15 protein-coding genes are annotated in these 16,049 nt (G+C 60.2%); 9 read left to right on the forward strand and 6 right to left on the reverse strand.

Features of this window, described 5'->3' with window-relative positions:
* Positions 1-19: 19 nt before the first annotated feature.
* The 9 genes from PSTU_RS0113425 to PSTU_RS0113470 all read left to right on the forward strand — a co-directional run bounded on the left by PSTU_RS0113425 (position 20) and on the right by PSTU_RS0113470 (position 11,368).
* On the forward strand, positions 20-1,744 hold the full coding sequence (locus PSTU_RS0113425) for a GspE/PulE family protein (protein ID WP_019341539.1): 1,725 nt from the start codon (positions 20-22) through the stop codon (positions 1,742-1,744).
* Positions 1,745-2,207: 463 nt separating this feature from the next.
* Entirely contained in the window at positions 2,208-3,446 is a 1,239-nt protein-coding gene (locus PSTU_RS0113435) for a type II secretion system F family protein (RefSeq protein ID WP_019341541.1), read from the forward strand.
* A 276-nt stretch (positions 3,447-3,722) separates the two neighbouring features.
* A complete protein-coding gene (locus tag PSTU_RS22180; RefSeq protein WP_019341542.1) occupies positions 3,723-4,202 on the forward strand; it encodes a type II secretion system protein in 480 nt (159 codons plus the stop codon).
* A gap of 19 nt (positions 4,203-4,221) precedes the next feature.
* Positions 4,222-4,704: a type II secretion system protein gene (locus PSTU_RS20815; protein ID WP_019341543.1), complete on the forward strand. Its 483-nt coding sequence runs from the start codon at positions 4,222-4,224 to the stop codon at positions 4,702-4,704.
* Positions 4,705-4,746: 42 nt separating this feature from the next.
* Positions 4,747-5,193: a prepilin-type N-terminal cleavage/methylation domain-containing protein gene (locus PSTU_RS0113450; protein ID WP_019341544.1), complete on the forward strand. Its 447-nt coding sequence runs from the start codon at positions 4,747-4,749 to the stop codon at positions 5,191-5,193.
* A complete protein-coding gene (locus PSTU_RS0113455) occupies positions 5,190-5,699 on the forward strand; it encodes a prepilin-type N-terminal cleavage/methylation domain-containing protein (protein ID WP_237709874.1) in 510 nt (169 codons plus the stop codon). The genes PSTU_RS0113450 and PSTU_RS0113455 overlap by 4 nt, the downstream gene beginning before the upstream one ends.
* Positions 5,696-6,577, forward strand: a complete 882-nt coding sequence (locus PSTU_RS0113460) for a PilW family protein (protein WP_029404777.1) — start codon at positions 5,696-5,698, stop codon at positions 6,575-6,577. Before PSTU_RS0113455 ends, PSTU_RS0113460 begins: the two co-directional genes overlap by 4 nt.
* A gap of 46 nt (positions 6,578-6,623) precedes the next feature.
* Positions 6,624-6,995: a hypothetical protein gene (locus tag PSTU_RS0113465; RefSeq protein WP_237709875.1), complete on the forward strand. Its 372-nt coding sequence runs from the start codon at positions 6,624-6,626 to the stop codon at positions 6,993-6,995.
* Entirely contained in the window at positions 6,995-11,368 is a 4,374-nt protein-coding gene (locus tag PSTU_RS0113470) for a DUF6701 domain-containing protein (RefSeq protein WP_019341548.1), read from the forward strand. Before PSTU_RS0113465 ends, PSTU_RS0113470 begins: the two co-directional genes overlap by 1 nt.
* Positions 11,369-11,698: 330 nt before the next feature.
* Here the strand turns inward: PSTU_RS0113470 and PSTU_RS0113475 are convergent, their stop codons facing one another.
* The 6 genes from PSTU_RS0113475 to PSTU_RS0113500 form a co-directional block, all read right to left on the reverse strand.
* Entirely contained in the window at positions 11,699-12,100 is a 402-nt protein-coding gene (locus PSTU_RS0113475) for an META domain-containing protein (RefSeq protein WP_019341549.1), read from the reverse strand.
* A complete protein-coding gene (locus PSTU_RS0113480) occupies positions 12,097-12,534 on the reverse strand; it encodes a hypothetical protein (RefSeq protein ID WP_019341550.1) in 438 nt (145 codons plus the stop codon). The genes PSTU_RS0113475 and PSTU_RS0113480 overlap by 4 nt, the downstream gene beginning before the upstream one ends.
* A gap of 489 nt (positions 12,535-13,023) precedes the next feature.
* On the reverse strand, positions 13,024-13,821 hold the full coding sequence (locus tag PSTU_RS0113485) for a dienelactone hydrolase family protein (RefSeq protein ID WP_019341551.1): 798 nt from the start codon (positions 13,819-13,821) through the stop codon (positions 13,024-13,026).
* Between the two features lie 196 nt (positions 13,822-14,017).
* On the reverse strand, positions 14,018-14,614 hold the full coding sequence (locus PSTU_RS0113490; protein WP_019341552.1) for a cytochrome c3 family protein: 597 nt from the start codon (positions 14,612-14,614) through the stop codon (positions 14,018-14,020).
* Positions 14,615-14,624: 10 nt separating this feature from the next.
* Positions 14,625-15,107 (reverse strand): nitrate reductase cytochrome c-type subunit, encoded by a 483-nt coding sequence (locus tag PSTU_RS0113495; protein WP_019341553.1) that lies wholly within the window; start codon positions 15,105-15,107, stop codon positions 14,625-14,627.
* Positions 15,108-15,118: 11 nt separating this feature from the next.
* Positions 15,119-16,049, reverse strand: a 931-nt coding sequence (locus PSTU_RS0113500) for a molybdopterin dinucleotide binding domain-containing protein (RefSeq protein WP_036993231.1), incomplete at its 5' end; no start/stop codon positions are given.

Raw genomic sequence — 16,049 nt, forward strand, 5'->3', positions numbered from 1 at the left:
GTTCCCTCGGAGGGACGCAATGACTCAGGACATCCGCCAGCGCAAGATTCGCCTCGGCGACCTGCTGGTCCAGGCTGGGCTGATCAGTGACGCTCAGTTGCAGCTCGCGCTGCAGGACCAGAAACGGACCGGCTCGAAGCTGGGCCGCACGGTGCTGGATCTCGGTTTTATCGATGAAGGCCGTTTGCTGCGCGCGCTGTCCGAGCAGCTGAACATCCCCTTCGTCGAGCTCAAACACTACAAGTTCGACAACCAGCTGACCCAGTCCCTGCCCGAGGTGATGGCGCGGCGTTTCCGCGTCATCGTGCTGTCCCGCCAGGCAGAGGGTGTGCTGGTCGGCATGACCGATCCACTCGACTTGTTCGCCCAGGACGAGATGGAGCGCCTGCTCGGCAAACGGGTCTTCCCAGCCGTGGTGCGTGAAAGCGAACTGCTCGGCGCGCTTGACCAGCTCTACCGACGTACCAGCGAAATCGCGTCGCTGGCCGGTGAGCTGGAAGGTGAACTGCAGGAGAGCGATTTCGATCTCTCGCGTCTCGGCGCGGACAGCAACAGCGATGCGCCAGTGGTGCGCCTGCTGCAGACGCTGTTCGAGGATGCCGTGCAGATGAAGGCTTCCGACATTCACATCGAACCCGACGAGGGCGTGGTGCGGATCCGTCAGCGTATCGATGGCGTGCTCAACGAGCAGGTGATGAAGGAACACCGCGTCGCCTCGGCGCTGGTCATGCGCCTGAAGATCATGTCCGGCCTGGATATCTCCGAAAAGCGCCTGCCGCAGGATGGCCGCTTCAATATCCGGGTGAAGAACCGCAACCTCGACGTGCGGGTATCGACCATGCCCGTGCAGTTCGGCGAATCGGTGGTGATGCGGCTGCTCGACCAGAGCGGCGCCATGTTCAAGCTGGATGGCACGGGCATGCCGCCCGCGATGCTCGAGCGCTTCCGCCGTCTGCTGCAACGACCGCACGGCATGGTGCTGGTTACCGGCCCGACCGGTTCGGGCAAAACCACCACCCTGTACGCGGGCCTCTCGGAGCTGAACAGCCCGGAGAAGAAGATCATTACCGTGGAAGATCCGGTGGAATACCGCCTGCCGCGGGTCAACCAGGTGCAGGTCAACGCCAAGATCGAACTGACCTTTGCGCGCGTGCTGCGCGCCGCCCTGCGCCAGGACCCGGACATCGTCTTGGTCGGTGAGATCCGCGATCAGGAAACCGCCGAGATCGGCCTGCGTGCCGCACTGACCGGCCACCTGGTGCTATCGACGTTGCACACCAACGACGCCCTGACATCGGCCATGCGCCTGATCGACATGGGCGTGGAGCCCTTCCTCGTCGCCACTGCTCTCAACGCCGTACTGGCCCAGCGCCTTATCCGCCGCGTCTGCGAGAATTGCCAGGAAGACCATCAACCCGATCCGCGCCAGCTGGCCTGGTTGGAGGCGCTACACGGCAATTCGCTGGCTGACAAACGTTTCCGTCGCGGTAGCGGCTGCCATCACTGCCACAACAGTGGGTACAGCGGCCGGATTGGCGTCTACGAGCTGCTCGAACTCGACGAGCCGATGGTCGCCGCGCTGCGTCGCGGTGATCCACAGGGCTTCGCCGAAGCCGCACGTCAACAACCGCACTACCGGCCGCTGGCCGAGTGCGCGCTGGATTACGCCATCGCCGGCATCACCAGCGTCGATGAGGTCCTCAAGGTCTGCGCGACCCTGGCTGATGACGAGGTGGCGGCGTGATCACTGCAGCTGCGCCAAGCCGCACCGCCACTTTTGTAGGAGCCAGCTTGCTGGCGAACCCGGGATGCTCAGCCGAACACAGCCTTCGCGCGCAAGCTCGGTCCTACAATCGCGTGGATAGCGCTGGCTCGCATCAGCGCACGGCTACTCCCCAGAGTGTGGCGAGGCTTCGGATTAACCACCTCCAACGTTCGGCTTTGATTCATGTCGCTATCCAGGCGGATTCCGCTGCTTTTGTAGGAGCCAGCTTGCTGGCGAACGAAGGCGGCACGGAAAAGCGTGTTCGCGAGCAAGCTCGCTCCTACGTAGGTACGGCGTGCTCGCAACCCTCAGATATCACTGAACCTCACGTCAGCACGGAAACTCCCTCTCCGCCGCGGGGAGAGGGTTGGGGTGAGGGGGCGCTTCTGGGTAGCGCTCGGCGGCAACGGTCGATCTCAAAAGCAGTTGGAGGGTGCGCCTGATGCCTGCCTTCCGTTACACCGGTCGCAACGCCCAAGGCGTCAAGATCAGCGGAGCGCTCGAGGGAACCAGTGCCGATTCCGTTGCGGGCGAGCTGCTGTCACGGCAAATCACCCCGCTGACCATCGAAGCCGGAGAGATTCAGTCGGGTAGCAACGATGCGTTGGCCACGCTGCGCGAAAAGCTGCGGCGCAAGCGCGTTGATCTGGACGAACTGATCATCTTTAGCCGCCAGATGTACAGCCTGAGCAAGGCCGGCGTGCCGATCATCCGCGCTATCGGCGGTCTGGCTGAGTCGAACCGAAACCTGTTTTTCCGACAGATACTGCAGGACGTGCGCGCCAGCCTGGAGAGCGGTCAATCGATGGCCGTGGCGCTGAACGCCCATCCCAAGGTGTTCAACAACCTCTTCGTCAGCATGGTCAGCGTTGGTGAGAACACCGGCCAGCTCGATCAGGCCTTTAGACAGTTGTCGGCCTACCTCGAACTGGAGCGCGAAACCCGCAAGCGCATCAAACAGGCCACCCGCTACCCAATCTTCGTCATGGTCGCCATGGGCGTCGCGCTGGCGGTGATCAACCTGTTGGTGATCCCGGCGTTCGCCAAGGTGTTCGCTCAGTTTCACGCCCAGTTGCCCTGGGCGACCCGCGTGCTGATCGGCACTTCCAACTTCATGCGCGATTGGTGGTGGTTGCTGCTGCTGGGCATCGTTGGTGGGCTTTACGCCTTCTTCAAATGGGTCGAAACCGACGCCGGGCGCTTGCGCTGGGACCGCATCAAGCTGCGCCTGCCCATCGTCGGCGGCATCTTCGAGCGCATCGCCCTGGCGCGCTTCACCCGCACCTTCGCGATGATGTATCGCGCCGGCGTGCCGCTGCTGCAAACCTTGTCGATCAACAGCGCCAGCGTTGGCAACCGGCACATTGGCGAAGCGATCCTCGGCATCCGCGAAAGCGTCGAACGCGGCGAAGCACTGGCCCGCTCGGCGCACAACTCCGGCCTGTTCACTCCATTGGTGCTGCAGATGATGGCCGTCGGCGAAGAAACTGGCGCGCTGGATGACCTCTTTATCGAAGTGGCTGATTTCTACGAACAGGAAGTCGACTACGACCTCAAGCAATTGGCGGATGCCATCGAACCGATTCTGATCGTCTGCATGGGCGTGATGGTGTTGGTGCTGGCGCTCGGTGTGTTTTTGCCGATGTGGGATCTCGCCTCGGCAGCAAGGGGGGGAGCGTGATCGGCGATACCAGTCGGTCGCGCCGACTGCCGTTCCGTTTGGCTGGCTGTTTGCACTGCTGTGCTTTCAGTCCGGTAGTGCCAATGCCCTGGCGCAGCTTGTGAGTCAGCGAGGCGGCCGCTGCAGGGGAAGGATGACGCAATTGGCGCGCCTACCGCGCCTGACCAGGCAATAACAGGTTCACGAAGCCGGACGGATTCATGAACCTGAACTTAAACCCGTCCCGGCCGGAAAACTGGCCATATGGATAGACGCAACCGAGGAGCGAGCAAGGTAATGAAAAAACAGAACGGATTCACCCTGATCGAGTTGGTGGTGGTCATCGCCATTCTCGGCATCTTGGCGGCGGTTGCGCTGCCGCGGTTTATGAATGCGACGAAGGAAGCTCATAAAGCTGCGGTAGCTGGCACCGCTGGCGCCCTCGGTTCAGCCGTGGCGCTCGTTCGCGCACAGTGGGAGGTCAATCGCGCAAAGAGCGGCACAAGCCCCAACACCAACGTCACCGGTTTTGGTAACAACACAGTCGATGTAAACGCGGCCGGATGGCCGATGAATACAGAAGGTACCGATCTGCACTGTACCAATCTCTGGAACAACGTACTGCAGGGATCCATCCCGACTGTATCTGGCAGCGACCCGGACTACGTCCCGACCAAGACCACCGCTATCTGCACCTTCACCTACCAACGTGACGGTGGCGATGACGCCATTACCTACGACAGCACGACCGGCCAAGTGGCCTACACCTTCAACTAACGCGTTCCGGAGAATGCACATGAAAAAGCAGCAAAGTGGTTTCACCCTGATCGAGCTGATCATGGTTATTGTGATTCTGGGCATTCTTGCGGCGTTTGCGCTACCCAGGTTTGCGGACTTTAGCGGCGACGCGCGTGCGGCTTCGATCCGCGGTCTAGAGGGAACCTTAAAATCTGCCGCTGCGATTGCCCATGCAGCGCAGCTCGCTAAAGCAAGTACGTTGGGGGCTGATGTGACAATGGAAGGCGTAGCCATAAAAATGGTTAACGGTTATCCGCAGGCGCTCGCAGACGGGATCGGCGCTGCGGCAAATATCAATTCTGAGGACTACACCGCGACGACTGAGGGCGATTCAGCTGGTGGCGCTGCAATCATTTACCAGCTTAAAGCAAAACCTAGCGGCACATGCCAAGTGACATACACTGCCGCGAAAGCTGCGTCCGATAACACCGGACCTGTTACTGCCGCTCCGAAAATCGTAGCGAATGTGACCTCCTGTTAATACTTGCTGCGCCGGCTAGAAATTGACGCTCTACACATTGTCATGACCTCATCCCGCGGCTTCACCCTCGTCGAGCTGGTGATGACCCTTGTCATCATCGGCATCCTCGCCGCTGTGGTGGGGCCGCGTTTCTTCGATCGAAAGGTGTTCGATGAGCGCCTGTTTTTCGAGGAAACGGTCTCGGCGGTGCGTTATGCGCAAAAGCTGGCCTTGGCCAGCGGTTGTCTGACTCGGATCAGCCTGGATGCTAGCGGCTACCGTCTGCGCCAGGCCGTGAAATGCACAAAAGGTGCGTACACCATCGATGTGCATGGGCCAGATGGCCAGCTTCCGTTTGCCGGCACCGCTCCTCCTGGGGTTTCGGTGTCAGCAACCAATTTTCCGGTGGTGTTCGATTCGCTCGGGCGCCCCTCAAGCGCGGCAAGCACGGCGGTCGGCGCCTTTTCTATGCAGATCAATGCCGAGACCGGCTTGGTAACGTCGCAATGACCAGTGGACGTCCCTCCAAACACAATGGTCGATGCTCACAGCGCGGCATGACGTTGATTGAGTTGATGCTCACGATTGTTGTCGTTGGGCTCTGCGCAGCCGCGCTGTACTCCGCGATGGCTTCGATTACCGGCCGGTCCGCTGATCCTATGTTGCGCCAGCAGAGCTTGTCGCTGGCAGAAGCGTACCTGGAAGAAATCGCGTTGCAGGCGTTCTCCGTCCTTGCACAGCCGGCTTGTGCACAGGCGCGTACCTGCTTTAACGACGTACGCGATTACCATGGCTTGTCCGATTTTCCTCCGCGCAACGCGTTCGGTGCGCCTATCTCTGAGCTGGTCGGCTACCGGGTAGACGTAACGGTACAAGGGCCGAACGCTTTTGATGGCGTGCAAGCCTTGCGGTTTGATGTGGCGGTGACCGACCCCACGGGCCAAAAGCTCTCTCTTACTGGCGTGCGAACGTGTTATGGCGAAGTCGACGCCAGCGGTGCGGGCAGTTGTCCATGAACCGAATGCGCGGGTTTACGCTCGTTGAGTTAGTCATCGTGATCGCATTGGCTGGGGTGGTCGCGGTGATGGTGAGTGTTCTGTTCGCTCGGCCTATGGAAGGGTTCGTGGCGCAGAGTCGGCGTGCTGAGCTGGTCGATCTAGGATCCGTCGCATTGAGCCGGATGGTGCGTGAGGTGCGGCTTGCCGTGCCTAACTCGCTCAGGGTTTCAGCCGACGGGCAAGCGCTGGAGCTGTTACTCATCCACAGCGCTGCGCGCTACCGGCCGAACCGTAACGATAGTGATGGTCTGCGGTTCGCATCGGCGGCTCCGGGCAGCTGTGGCAGTACCACCCAGGGTGGTCGCTGCGACACGGTGCAAGTGCTCGACCCCAAGTTCGACCCGGACGGCGCGCGGTGGTTAGTGCTGTACAACATCGGCGCTGAATCGGGCGGCAACCCTGTTTCAGGCGCCAATGTCTGGGGCGGCGGTAACCCCGGCGTGATTACCCCGAGTGGTGTCACGTTCGATCGTGTGGCGAACGCCCCCGCTGGCGAGACACAGCTTGCACTCGAAAACCTGCCCTCAGGCGGTTTCCGATTCGCCTTCTCCTCGCCGCAGCGGCGCCTGTACCTGGCTGAGCGAGTGGTTGGGTACCGCTGTCAGAGCGGGAAACTGGTGCGCTACAGCTACACAACGATTCTTGGTTCGCTACCCGCGCAACCACCTGCAGGTTCCGATCCACAACCGCTCGCCGGTTCGGTGAGCGCGTGCAACTTCGCTTATCAACCCGGCACAACGCAGCGCGGCGGGCTGCTGTCATTGACGTTGGGTATCGAGCAGGATGGTGAGCGCCTTCGTCTGTTGCAACAGGTTCATGTCGACAATGCGCCCTGACATCAATGCTGCGCATCATGAGCGAGGCTTCGGCCTCGTCGCTGCCATGTTCCTGATGATCGTCGTCACGCTGATCATTCTGGCGATGACCCGGCTTTCCACAACCCAGAACGGTACGACCAGTCTGTCAATTCAGCAGGCCCGCGCCTATCAGGCTGCCCGCGCCGGGTTGGAATGGGGGATTTCTCGCGCGATGAATGCGGGTTCGTGTGATACCACCGCCACGCCGGCACTGACTGACATCGGGCTTGACGAGTTTGCGTTGCAAGTCGAATGCGTGCGCGATGTCTATACCGATGCTGACGGCAGCGCTATCAGTCTTTACCGTCTGGTCGCTACGGCACAAAACGGTGAACCAAGCGAGCGTGCGGACTATGCCTACCGGCAGCTTAGTGCTGTCATCGAAAGGAAGCCCTGATGACCTCGAAGTATTGGTTCAGAGTTCTGGTTGTCTGGCTTTTGGTGTGCTGGCCTACGCTTGGGCTACGTGCCGAACTCGGCGTCTGTGCCGAGAATTTCCCGGACGGGTTACAGAGCTACAACAAAGGTCTGATCGATTTCAGCTATAACTCGCAACTGCAAGGTAGTCCCGACGGACGTCTGCACGCGGGCGCTATCTATCGTGATTGGTGGTCATGGTTCGTACCGACGTGCAGCTCGAAGCAATGCGAAGCCATCAATGCGAACGGTCCCTCTCAATCGCCTGGTAGTTTCCAGAACGCCAGTAGCACGACTGACGTCAGTGTCGGCTACCGTCAGGTTCAAACGGTTACCGGTGATGGGACGAATCGCTTTCGCAGGATGTCGGTCGGCACTGAGGGGCAGCTGACGCTAAACAGCAACGGTCAGACCTTCTACGTCGCGCAGCTTGAGGTGGGATACCGGGCCACGTTGCGGCTGTCGCCTGGCGACTACTGGGTTGGTTCGCTTTCGACTGGTTCCGAATCGCAAATCCAGGTGGCCGGCAATGGACAGGTACGGCTGTTCGTCCGCGATGCCATCACCCTCGGGTATCGCTCCCTGTATAACTCGCCAGCGGTGGAAAGTGCTGGCACAGCGAGCAGGTTGTTCCTGTACGGTTACCGCGATGTCACGTTCAACAGCGAGACGACTTTCAGCGGATACCTGTACGCCCAGCAAAACGTCAGCCTTGGGTACTCGTCGCGCATTTACGGCGCGGTAACGGCTGCAAATATCGAATTAGGCTCGAATGCGACCGTTCAGTACGCCGCACCGACAGGCAGCTGCGCCAAGCCGGCTGAGTTGCGGCTGAGTTGGTCGCTTGACGAAGCAAGCTGGAGCGGAGCGGCGGGAGAGATCAAAGACGCTTCCGGTAACGCCCTGGCTGGTCGTGCAATGAATGGCGCAACGACTGCGTCGCTTACCCCGGCCCTTGCTGCGGAGGATTCCCGAGGCACATGCGGTTACGGTTCCTTTGCGACAGGGTCCAGCCAGTATGTCGAGGTCGGCCACAATGATCTGCTGACGTTGCGCGATAGCTTCACCATTGGCTTGTGGGTCAAGCCACGCAGTTTCCCAACGAGCGGTTTGATGAGCATTCTGTCGAAGGACGAGAATTATGAATTTCATCTCAACGCGAACGGGACAGTGAACTGGTGGTGGCAGACCACCGGGCCGGACGCCACTGTACAGTTCAACAGTGATAAAGCGCTCACGAAGGAGCGGTGGAACCATGTGGTGATCCGCTATACGGCTGGTGATCAGCGGATTTACATCAACGGCGTCGAATCAGGGCGAGCGAAGTTCAATGGGACGCCACGCGCCAATACAGACCCCTTGCAACTGGGGTGGGATCAGATTGTAGGGCGTTACTTCGACGGTGAGCTAGATGAGTTACGCATCTACGACGGTGCGCTTAGCGACGCGGAAATCGCAGCGCTGGTCAGTGAACGACATGCCTGCTCACGCCGCTTGCAGTGTTTCGGCGATGACTTTTCCAAAGGACTGACGAATGACTGGGTCGTGAGCAGCCAGGGTGCACGTACCTTTACCCCTTTCGTGACCAATGGCAGGCTGCGCCTTACCGACCGGCTAACCAACATCGCCACGGCGACTGCGCTTCAGCGCTTGCTCCCTGCTGAAGGTAACTACATTCAGGTCGAGTTCGATTACTACGCTTATGGGGGTAGCGGAGCTGACGGGATCGCGATGATTCTGTCGGACGCCAGCAAGACGCCGCAAGCTGGCGGCTATGGTGGTTCGCTGGGCTATGCGCAGCTAAACACGAGTTCTAGCAGGGCTAACGGTTTCGCTGGCGGGTGGCTGGGGGTGGCCCTCGATGAGTTTGGCAACTTCTCTAACAGTTCCGAAGGTCGTAACCTCGGGCCGGGCCAGCGCCCTGACTCGGTATCGCTGCGCGGGTCCGGCGAAGGACTCGCAGACTATCGATACCTCGCGGGGACTGGCTCGCCGGCATTGAATCCACCGATCGACAGCGCCAACGAGCCGACCACACCGCATCGCTATCGGATCACGGTAGATGGCCGCACGGCAGGGCAGTCCCTCGTCACGGTCGAGCGAAAAACCGGCGGCACATTTGCAGTGTTGCCTAACCTGGATCGCTTCAATGTGCTGGCACCTGTGAACGAGCAGAAGGCGACACCAACTCGCTTCCTTCTGTCGTTCACTGGCTCGACAGGTGCCTCGACGAACTACCACGACATTGACAATCTCAGCGTCTGCGCCACGCAGATCGAGCTAATCGGTCAGCAGATTCATCATTTCGATCTGAGCTATTCGCCCACGTCGCTGACCTGTAATCCGCAGGACGTCACCGTCAGGGCCTGCTTGAACGAGGATTGCTCGAAGCTATACACCGAGGCGGTTGAGGTAACGCTAGCCGCGGAGAATGCCGTGTGGTTTGACAATGGCATCCTGAAAATTCCGAGCGGGGGTGTCGGCATTGCAAAGTTGCAGGTACCGCAGTTCGATAAGGTAGCGACAATCGGTGTCAGCGGCTCGACGCCGTCCGCGCTGTCGTTCGGCACCACGACGTGCACAACGGCGGGCTGCAAGGTGGCGGGGGTCAAGAGCGGCTTTCTGTTCGATGTTCCAACGCTGATAGCCGATCAACCGGTTGAAGTGGCGTTGCGGGCGGTTGAGGCAGATAAGGCGAACCCGCTGCAATGCGTGCCAGGCTTCGCAGGCGGAAAACGATCTATCGAATTCAGTGCCAACTACGTTCGCCCGGACACTGGTACGCGGCCAGTTGTTGTAAACGATACCCCGATAACCATCACGGCCGTGCCGGTGGAACTCAGCTTCGACGATAACGCCACGGCGACACTGACCGTGAAGTATCGGGACGCGGGTGTGATGAAGCTCAATGCACGCTATGCCCCCACGTCTGGCACTGAGAATGGCCTGAGCATGGTCGGCACCGATCAATTCCTCAGCAAACCTTACGGGCTTTGCATTGAGGCCGACCCAGCCGCGGAGGGCCGCTGCACGGCCGATACGGTGTCCAGCTGTGAGGCTTACCGGATCGGGGCGACCGTCATTCGCGCCGGTGATCCTCTGCCGGTTCGCATACGAGCAGTCGGCTGGGAGGACGTTGGTATGGCGGCAGAACTGCGCACTGCGGATAACCTGTGCAAGGGCAATGTCACTACACCGAACTTCAATTTAAAGACCATTACGCTGACGCATCACCGTACCGCGCCGTCGACGGGGGTGGACGGGACGCTCGGCATCGACCAGTACGATCATCTGTTGGGTGAGTCGACGATGATCAATCCACGCTTTTCCGAGGTGGGCATTTTTCAAGTGACTGCTACGCCGCCGGCGTATGAGGGCGAAGCCATCGGCGGCGGTATCAGTCGACGGATTGGCCGCATAACGCCCGCGTACCTAGATGTATCAGGCAGTGCAAGGCTCATCCCTAGCTGCGGCGCTGCGTTCAGCTACCAGGGGCAACCGATCCCCTTCGCTGCCGAGGAGCCTCCGACCCTAACGGTCACCGCAAAGAATCGGGACGGTGCAGTCACGCAGAACTACGACCGGAGGGATTTCTGGCGTCTCCCGACGCCCATGGAGGGTAGCTACAGCTCGGTTGTCAACCGACCGAATCTCGATAGCCGGCTGACTGTCAGTGGCGCGCCAGGTGCCGAGACCTTGGGCAAGGAGGATGGTGATGGCGTACGCACTTACCGCTGGTCCGAACGGACGCTTACGTATGTACAGGCATTGGCGCCGAGCGTCGAAGATCTACCTTTCATGGCAAAAAACCGCCAAAGCTTCAGTTCAACGAGTCTGATTGATGCTGATGATGTTTGCTACAGCGAGAATGGCTGTCAGGGGTTCAGTTACGATTTTTCCGAAACGCCGGGTACGGAAGTGCGACTGGGGCGTCTTACTATCGGCAACGCGCATGGTTCTGAGCTGCAGCCGCTGGCCTTACCACTGACAGTGCAAACATGGCGGCAACCGAACGAGGCGGCCGGTCCGCTTTTCCTGACTGAGCAGGGCGATGCGTGCACGACAGAATCGGTGATTGGTGAGCCCGCACTGGCGGGGTTCAGTGGGAACCTGGCCAGCGGCGAGACGGCGGCAAGCGTTGGCGGCATATCCCTGGGCGGCGGGCTGGCGTCACTCTCGGCGCCAGGTCAGGGCAATGATGGGTCGGTACGGCTTAGCTTTCCGAATCTTCCTATCTGGCTGCAATACCGGTGGGATGACGCTGCGACGCCGAGCTCGGCTAGTGGCATCGCGACTTTCGGTGTGTATCAAGGGCCTACGCCGCTGATCTTCCGCCGCGAACTGTATCGCTAGATAAGCCGAGGGGCCGCGTTAGCGCCCCTTCTGGCGAGTGTGAAAAGAGGGAATCCCTGACCTGCCTGTACCAGGGTCCCCAAAACTGGTTCACCTGGGTTATTGCAGAGTGCGTGCCAATTCTGGCAACTATCGCTGCTGTCGCGCTCGGCGGCCTTCGGGTGAGTTGCCTGAGTGCCGTGTCCGAGTTCTAGCGGCTTTTGCTGGTTTTGACGGCAGACGACCCGAGCGGCATGGCCGGTGGCAAGAGGCCTTGAATACTGGCCGGGACAGTGCATTGCGCTTGCTCAAGAGGCACACCCTAGCCGGCGTGCCCACCTTTGGCGCAGTTCAGTTTTGTTCCGGCCAAACTCGCAGCGGGGCGCCTTCGGCGGGCCAGAAGCGCAGTTGATCGATCTTGGAGACGTCCCAACGTTCGATCTGCGAGAGCAGTTCGAGGAAGTGCTGTTCCTGCTTCATGATGTGTTCAGGGCACATCTTCCGGGTGCTGCCGACTTCGCTGAAGCGCAGCGTCTGACCGTCAAGTTGATAGCTGGCGAACCAGTGGTTGCAACCCGCGTTGCCATAGGCGCGGTCTTCGCTGAAGGTCAGCGAGACAGGGTTACGGCCCACCACTGGGTCGTCACCGATCCATTCGGCGATATAGGTGACTTCGTTCTGCAGGGTCAGGGGTTCTACCGAACAGCCCGCTACGGACAAGAAGGCCAAGCTGGCCAGCAGGGCTTTTTTCATGACTTCGCCCTCTGGCACGCCGGGCACAGGTGACGGCCGGCGTCGTTGTTCCAGCCCAGCTCGGTGATTCGCGCTTCTGCCGCTGGAGCGCGGGCCGCTTCGCCCTTGGCCGCGTCCACGGCAAACTCGAAATCCAGCTGTTTGCCGCAGCCGTCGCAATCGACCTGCCAGTTGATGATCGACAATTCCTTGAACACCGGCCCGTTCGCTACGGCCATCCACTGGCCGGGTGGATTGATCAGATGGCGAACCTTGTCGACGGTCAGGCGCTGGGAGAGGTCTCGGCTGCCTTTGAGGGTGACGATCAGGATGTCGCCGGAGCGGACATTGCCACCATTGCCGGTGACCTGGTAGCGGCCCGGTGCCAGGGCGCGGCATTCGGTCAGGGTGTGTCCGGGATTGAGCAGGGTGTAACGGAAATCGTGTTCGGCCATGACTCGCGATCGATTCGGAATGAAGAGAGGGTTGCGTTGGCGGCAATGCTAGCACGGCGGCGGCGCTTGAGGCGGGTCCGGGGCCGGGGTGGGTTAGCCGTATTTATGTGTGGGTGATGATCGTTATTCGATGCTTGCGGGCTTGCAGGCGCTTCGCTCGGCGCGGTGCTGGGCGTTCGAGGCAAAGCCAGTCTAGGTTAGCGGCAATCGGCGTGTTCGGCGCCGCTCGCCCTCGAACCCTCTCCGCGAACGGGAGAGGGGCACCGCGTGCGGCCGTTGTGGTTGTGTTCGATTGCTGTCACGCAGCCGTCAGCATTCGAAACAGCCAAAGCATAGGGTGCACTCAGGTTTTTTGGACTCAGAGCACGTCACGATAGAACCGTTTGAGACATCAGGATTCTCCAGGACGCTTGTGCTTTCCGGTACTCCTGCGAATCCGTATGACCCACTCGCCAGCACCACGGTTACAGCAATAGGGCTCAGGTAGCTTCAACGGCCGCTGCTATCGAATGTTTCGTCTAGAAAGCGCTGCATGTCATTCCACGAACGCTCGTCTGCGGTTTTGTCATAAGCCACGTCGACGCCTTTTTCCTGGAACTTGTCAGCGCCTGGATTAGTGAAGCCGTGCTTGGCGCCGGGCAGATTGACGAACTGATAGTCGGCGCCGGCCTTGACCATTTCGGCGCTCAATGCAGCGACATCATCGGCGCTGACCATACTGTCTGCGCTGCCGTGTTCGACCAGTACGCGGGCCTTTACACTGCCCGGCGCTGCGCGGGTTTCGGTGGCCAGTGCACCATGGAAGCTGACGACACCTTCAAGCGGGACACCCTGGCGAGCCATGTCCAGTACGACCTTGCCGCCGAAGCAGTAGCCGACAGCCGCAAGCTTGGCGCTGTCGGTCTGCTGTTGCTTTTTAAGTAGATCCAAACCGGCGTTGAAGCGGGCTTTGGCAGCATCGGCATCGGCCAGTGCGGCTTTCATGAAGCTCATCGCGTCCTTTGGATGCACGGTGTTCTTTCCTTCGCCGTACATGTCGATCGCCAGAGCGCTGTAACCGAGTCCCGCCAGGTCACGGGCGCGGCTTTTGGCATAGTCGTTGAGGCCCCACCATTCATGGACGACCACGACACCCGGGCGCTGGCCTTCGATTGCGTCGTCATAGGCGTAATAGCCGACCATCCTCGTGCCATCGGCGGCGGTGTAGGGGATTTCCTGCGTCTGAATTTCCGCGTGAGCGAAGGCGCTCACAGCCATCAGGGCTGCACCGAACAGGTGATATCGCATGGTGGACTCCTTGTTGTCGTTGATGTCGAGACGATCCGATAGATAGCTGGCGTTCGACACAGCTGCAACAGGGTTGTTCAGTGACTTGGGAGAGAGGGCGGAACCAGCTGGTTGGAAGGCCAGAACCCGTCCCTGGGCTCAGTTTCATCAATGGCGATCCGGCGCTGTCGATGCGGATCAGCGCCGACTCTGACGGTTACCAGCCCGGCACGCCATGCATATCCGGCAGCCGGTGGGCGATGCCCTTGTGGCAGTCGATGCAGGTCGCTTCGCCTTTGCCTAGCGCGGTGGAGTGGAACTCAGCGGCGCGTTTGCTCTGGCGGGTGAAATCCATGAACTCGTAGTTGTGGCAGTTGCGGCACTCCAGCGAGTCATTGGCCTTCAGGCGACGCCATTCACGCTCGGCCATTTCCCGGCGCATGCCGAGGAATTTCTCACGCGTGTTGATGGTGCCGAAAATCTTGCCCCAGACCTCCTTGGAAGCCTGCATCTTGCGCGCGATCTTGTCCGTCCATTCGTGTGGCACGTGGCAATCCGGACAGGTCGCGCGCACGCCGGAGCGGTTGGTGTAGTGGATGGTGTCCTTGATCTCCATGTACACGTTATCTTCCATCTCGTGACAGGAAATGCAGAAGGCTTCGGTGTTGGTGGCCTCCAGCGCGGTGTTGAAGCCGCCCCAAAAGATGATCCCAGCAAGAAACCCCCCGAGCGTCAGGACGCCCAGGCTGTAGTGCACACTCGGTCGGCGCAGTACGGTCCAGTAACGTTTGAGAAACGACAGTATCGACTTCATCCAGGCGTCCTCACTGTTCGTTCTGTTTGTTTTCGTGATAGAGCAGCTCGTCGATGTTCTCGAAGTTGTTCTGCACCAACGGTTTCACATCGTGCTGCACCACATGGCACTGGGTGCAAAAGTAGCGACGAGGGGCGACGGCGCCCAGCGTCTGGCTATCGCGATCAGTAAAGTGCGTGATGCTGATCATCGGCGCCTGGGTACGTGCGCTGTTGGCGCGGCTGTGGCAGGACAAGCACTTGTTGCTGTTCTTGTCGACCTGATAACCGCGAATGGTGTGCGGAATGGTCGGTGGTTGCTCCGGGTAGTTGCGTTCGCGCTTGAGGTCCTTGTTCTCCTCATCCTTGAGCGGCGGCGGGGTGAACTCCTGAGTGATGGTGCCGCCCGGCCGGCGTCCGTCCGGGGCTGGGGCATCCAGCGGGTAATCCGGCCCGGCCGCAACGGCCAGGCCAAACACCGCGAGGAGCGTCAAAGGCAGTAAGCGAAATTTCATGGCGACTCTCCTCAGGCGATGCTGACCACTTCGATCTTCACGGCACATTTCTTGTAGTCGGTTTGCTTGGAGATCGGGTCGGTCGCATCGAGAGTGACCTTGTTGATCAGTTTGTTGGCGTCGAAGAACGGCACGAATATCAGCCCTTTCGGTGGCTTGTTGCGGCCACGGGTTTCGATGCGGGCCTGCATCTCGCCGCGACGGCTGATGACCTTGACCACGCTGCCGCGGCGGGCTTTGAGGTCACGCGCATCGTCGGGGTGCATGTATACCAGCGCATCTGGAACTGCCCGGTGCAGCTCGTCGACACGCTGAGTCATGCTGCCGGTATGCCAATGCTCGAGAACACGGCCGGTACTGAGCCAGAATGGATAGTCTTCATCCGGCATTTCGGCGGGTGCCTCATAAGGCAGTGCGAAGATGATCGCTCGCTTGTCTGGATAGCCATAAAACTGCACACCTGAGCCTTTTTCGACGTAAGGGTCATGGCCCTCACGGTAGCGCCAGCGGGTCTCCTTACCGTCTACGACTGGCCAGCGCAGGCCGCGCTCCTGGTGGTAGCGGTCGAAGTCGGCAAGGTCATGACCATGGCCGCGGCCAAACTGGGCATATTCCTCGAACAGGCCTTTTTGCACGTAAAAGCCGTAGGCCTCCGATTCCTGATTTCGGTAGCCTTCTTCGATATCCGAAACGGGGAAACTATCGACCTGACCGTTCTTGTACAGCACCTCGAACAGTGTCTTGCCCTTCAGGCTCGGTGACTTGGCCAACAGCTCGGCTGGCCAGACTTCGTCGGTGGTGAAGCGTTTGGAAAACTCCATCAGCTGCCAGAGATCGGAACGCGCTTGCCCCGGCGCGCTAACCAGCTGGTGCCACACGTGTGTGCGGCGCTCGGCGTTGCCATAGGCGCCTTCCTTTTCTACCCACATCGCGGCGGGGGGG

Source organism: Stutzerimonas stutzeri SDM-LAC, assembly GCF_000235745.1.
GTDB lineage: Bacteria > Pseudomonadota > Gammaproteobacteria > Pseudomonadales > Pseudomonadaceae > Stutzerimonas > Stutzerimonas stutzeri_H.

What these genes read in the sequence shown, in the direction of transcription:
- PSTU_RS0113425 (WP_019341539.1), top strand. Translation starts at nt 20, where the DNA reads ATGACTCAGGACATCCGCCAGCGCAAGATTCGCCTCGGCGACCTGCTG.
- PSTU_RS0113435 (WP_019341541.1), top strand. Translation starts at nt 2,208, where the DNA reads ATGCCTGCCTTCCGTTACACCGGTCGCAACGCCCAAGGCGTCAAGATC.
- PSTU_RS22180 (WP_019341542.1), top strand. Translation starts at nt 3,723, where the DNA reads ATGAAAAAACAGAACGGATTCACCCTGATCGAGTTGGTGGTGGTCATC.
- PSTU_RS20815 (WP_019341543.1), top strand. Translation starts at nt 4,222, where the DNA reads ATGAAAAAGCAGCAAAGTGGTTTCACCCTGATCGAGCTGATCATGGTT.
- PSTU_RS0113450 (WP_019341544.1), top strand. Translation starts at nt 4,747, where the DNA reads ATGACCTCATCCCGCGGCTTCACCCTCGTCGAGCTGGTGATGACCCTT.
- PSTU_RS0113455 (WP_237709874.1), top strand. Translation starts at nt 5,190, where the DNA reads ATGACCAGTGGACGTCCCTCCAAACACAATGGTCGATGCTCACAGCGC.
- PSTU_RS0113460 (WP_029404777.1), top strand. Translation starts at nt 5,696, where the DNA reads ATGAACCGAATGCGCGGGTTTACGCTCGTTGAGTTAGTCATCGTGATC.
- PSTU_RS0113465 (WP_237709875.1), top strand. Translation starts at nt 6,624, where the DNA reads ATGTTCCTGATGATCGTCGTCACGCTGATCATTCTGGCGATGACCCGG.
- PSTU_RS0113470 (WP_019341548.1), top strand. Translation starts at nt 6,995, where the DNA reads ATGACCTCGAAGTATTGGTTCAGAGTTCTGGTTGTCTGGCTTTTGGTG.
- PSTU_RS0113475 (WP_019341549.1), bottom strand. Translation starts at nt 12,100, where the DNA reads ATGAAAAAAGCCCTGCTGGCCAGCTTGGCCTTCTTGTCCGTAGCGGGC.
- PSTU_RS0113480 (WP_019341550.1), bottom strand. Translation starts at nt 12,534, where the DNA reads ATGGCCGAACACGATTTCCGTTACACCCTGCTCAATCCCGGACACACC.
- PSTU_RS0113485 (WP_019341551.1), bottom strand. Translation starts at nt 13,821, where the DNA reads ATGCGATATCACCTGTTCGGTGCAGCCCTGATGGCTGTGAGCGCCTTC.
- PSTU_RS0113490 (WP_019341552.1), bottom strand. Translation starts at nt 14,614, where the DNA reads ATGAAGTCGATACTGTCGTTTCTCAAACGTTACTGGACCGTACTGCGC.
- PSTU_RS0113495 (WP_019341553.1), bottom strand. Translation starts at nt 15,107, where the DNA reads ATGAAATTTCGCTTACTGCCTTTGACGCTCCTCGCGGTGTTTGGCCTG.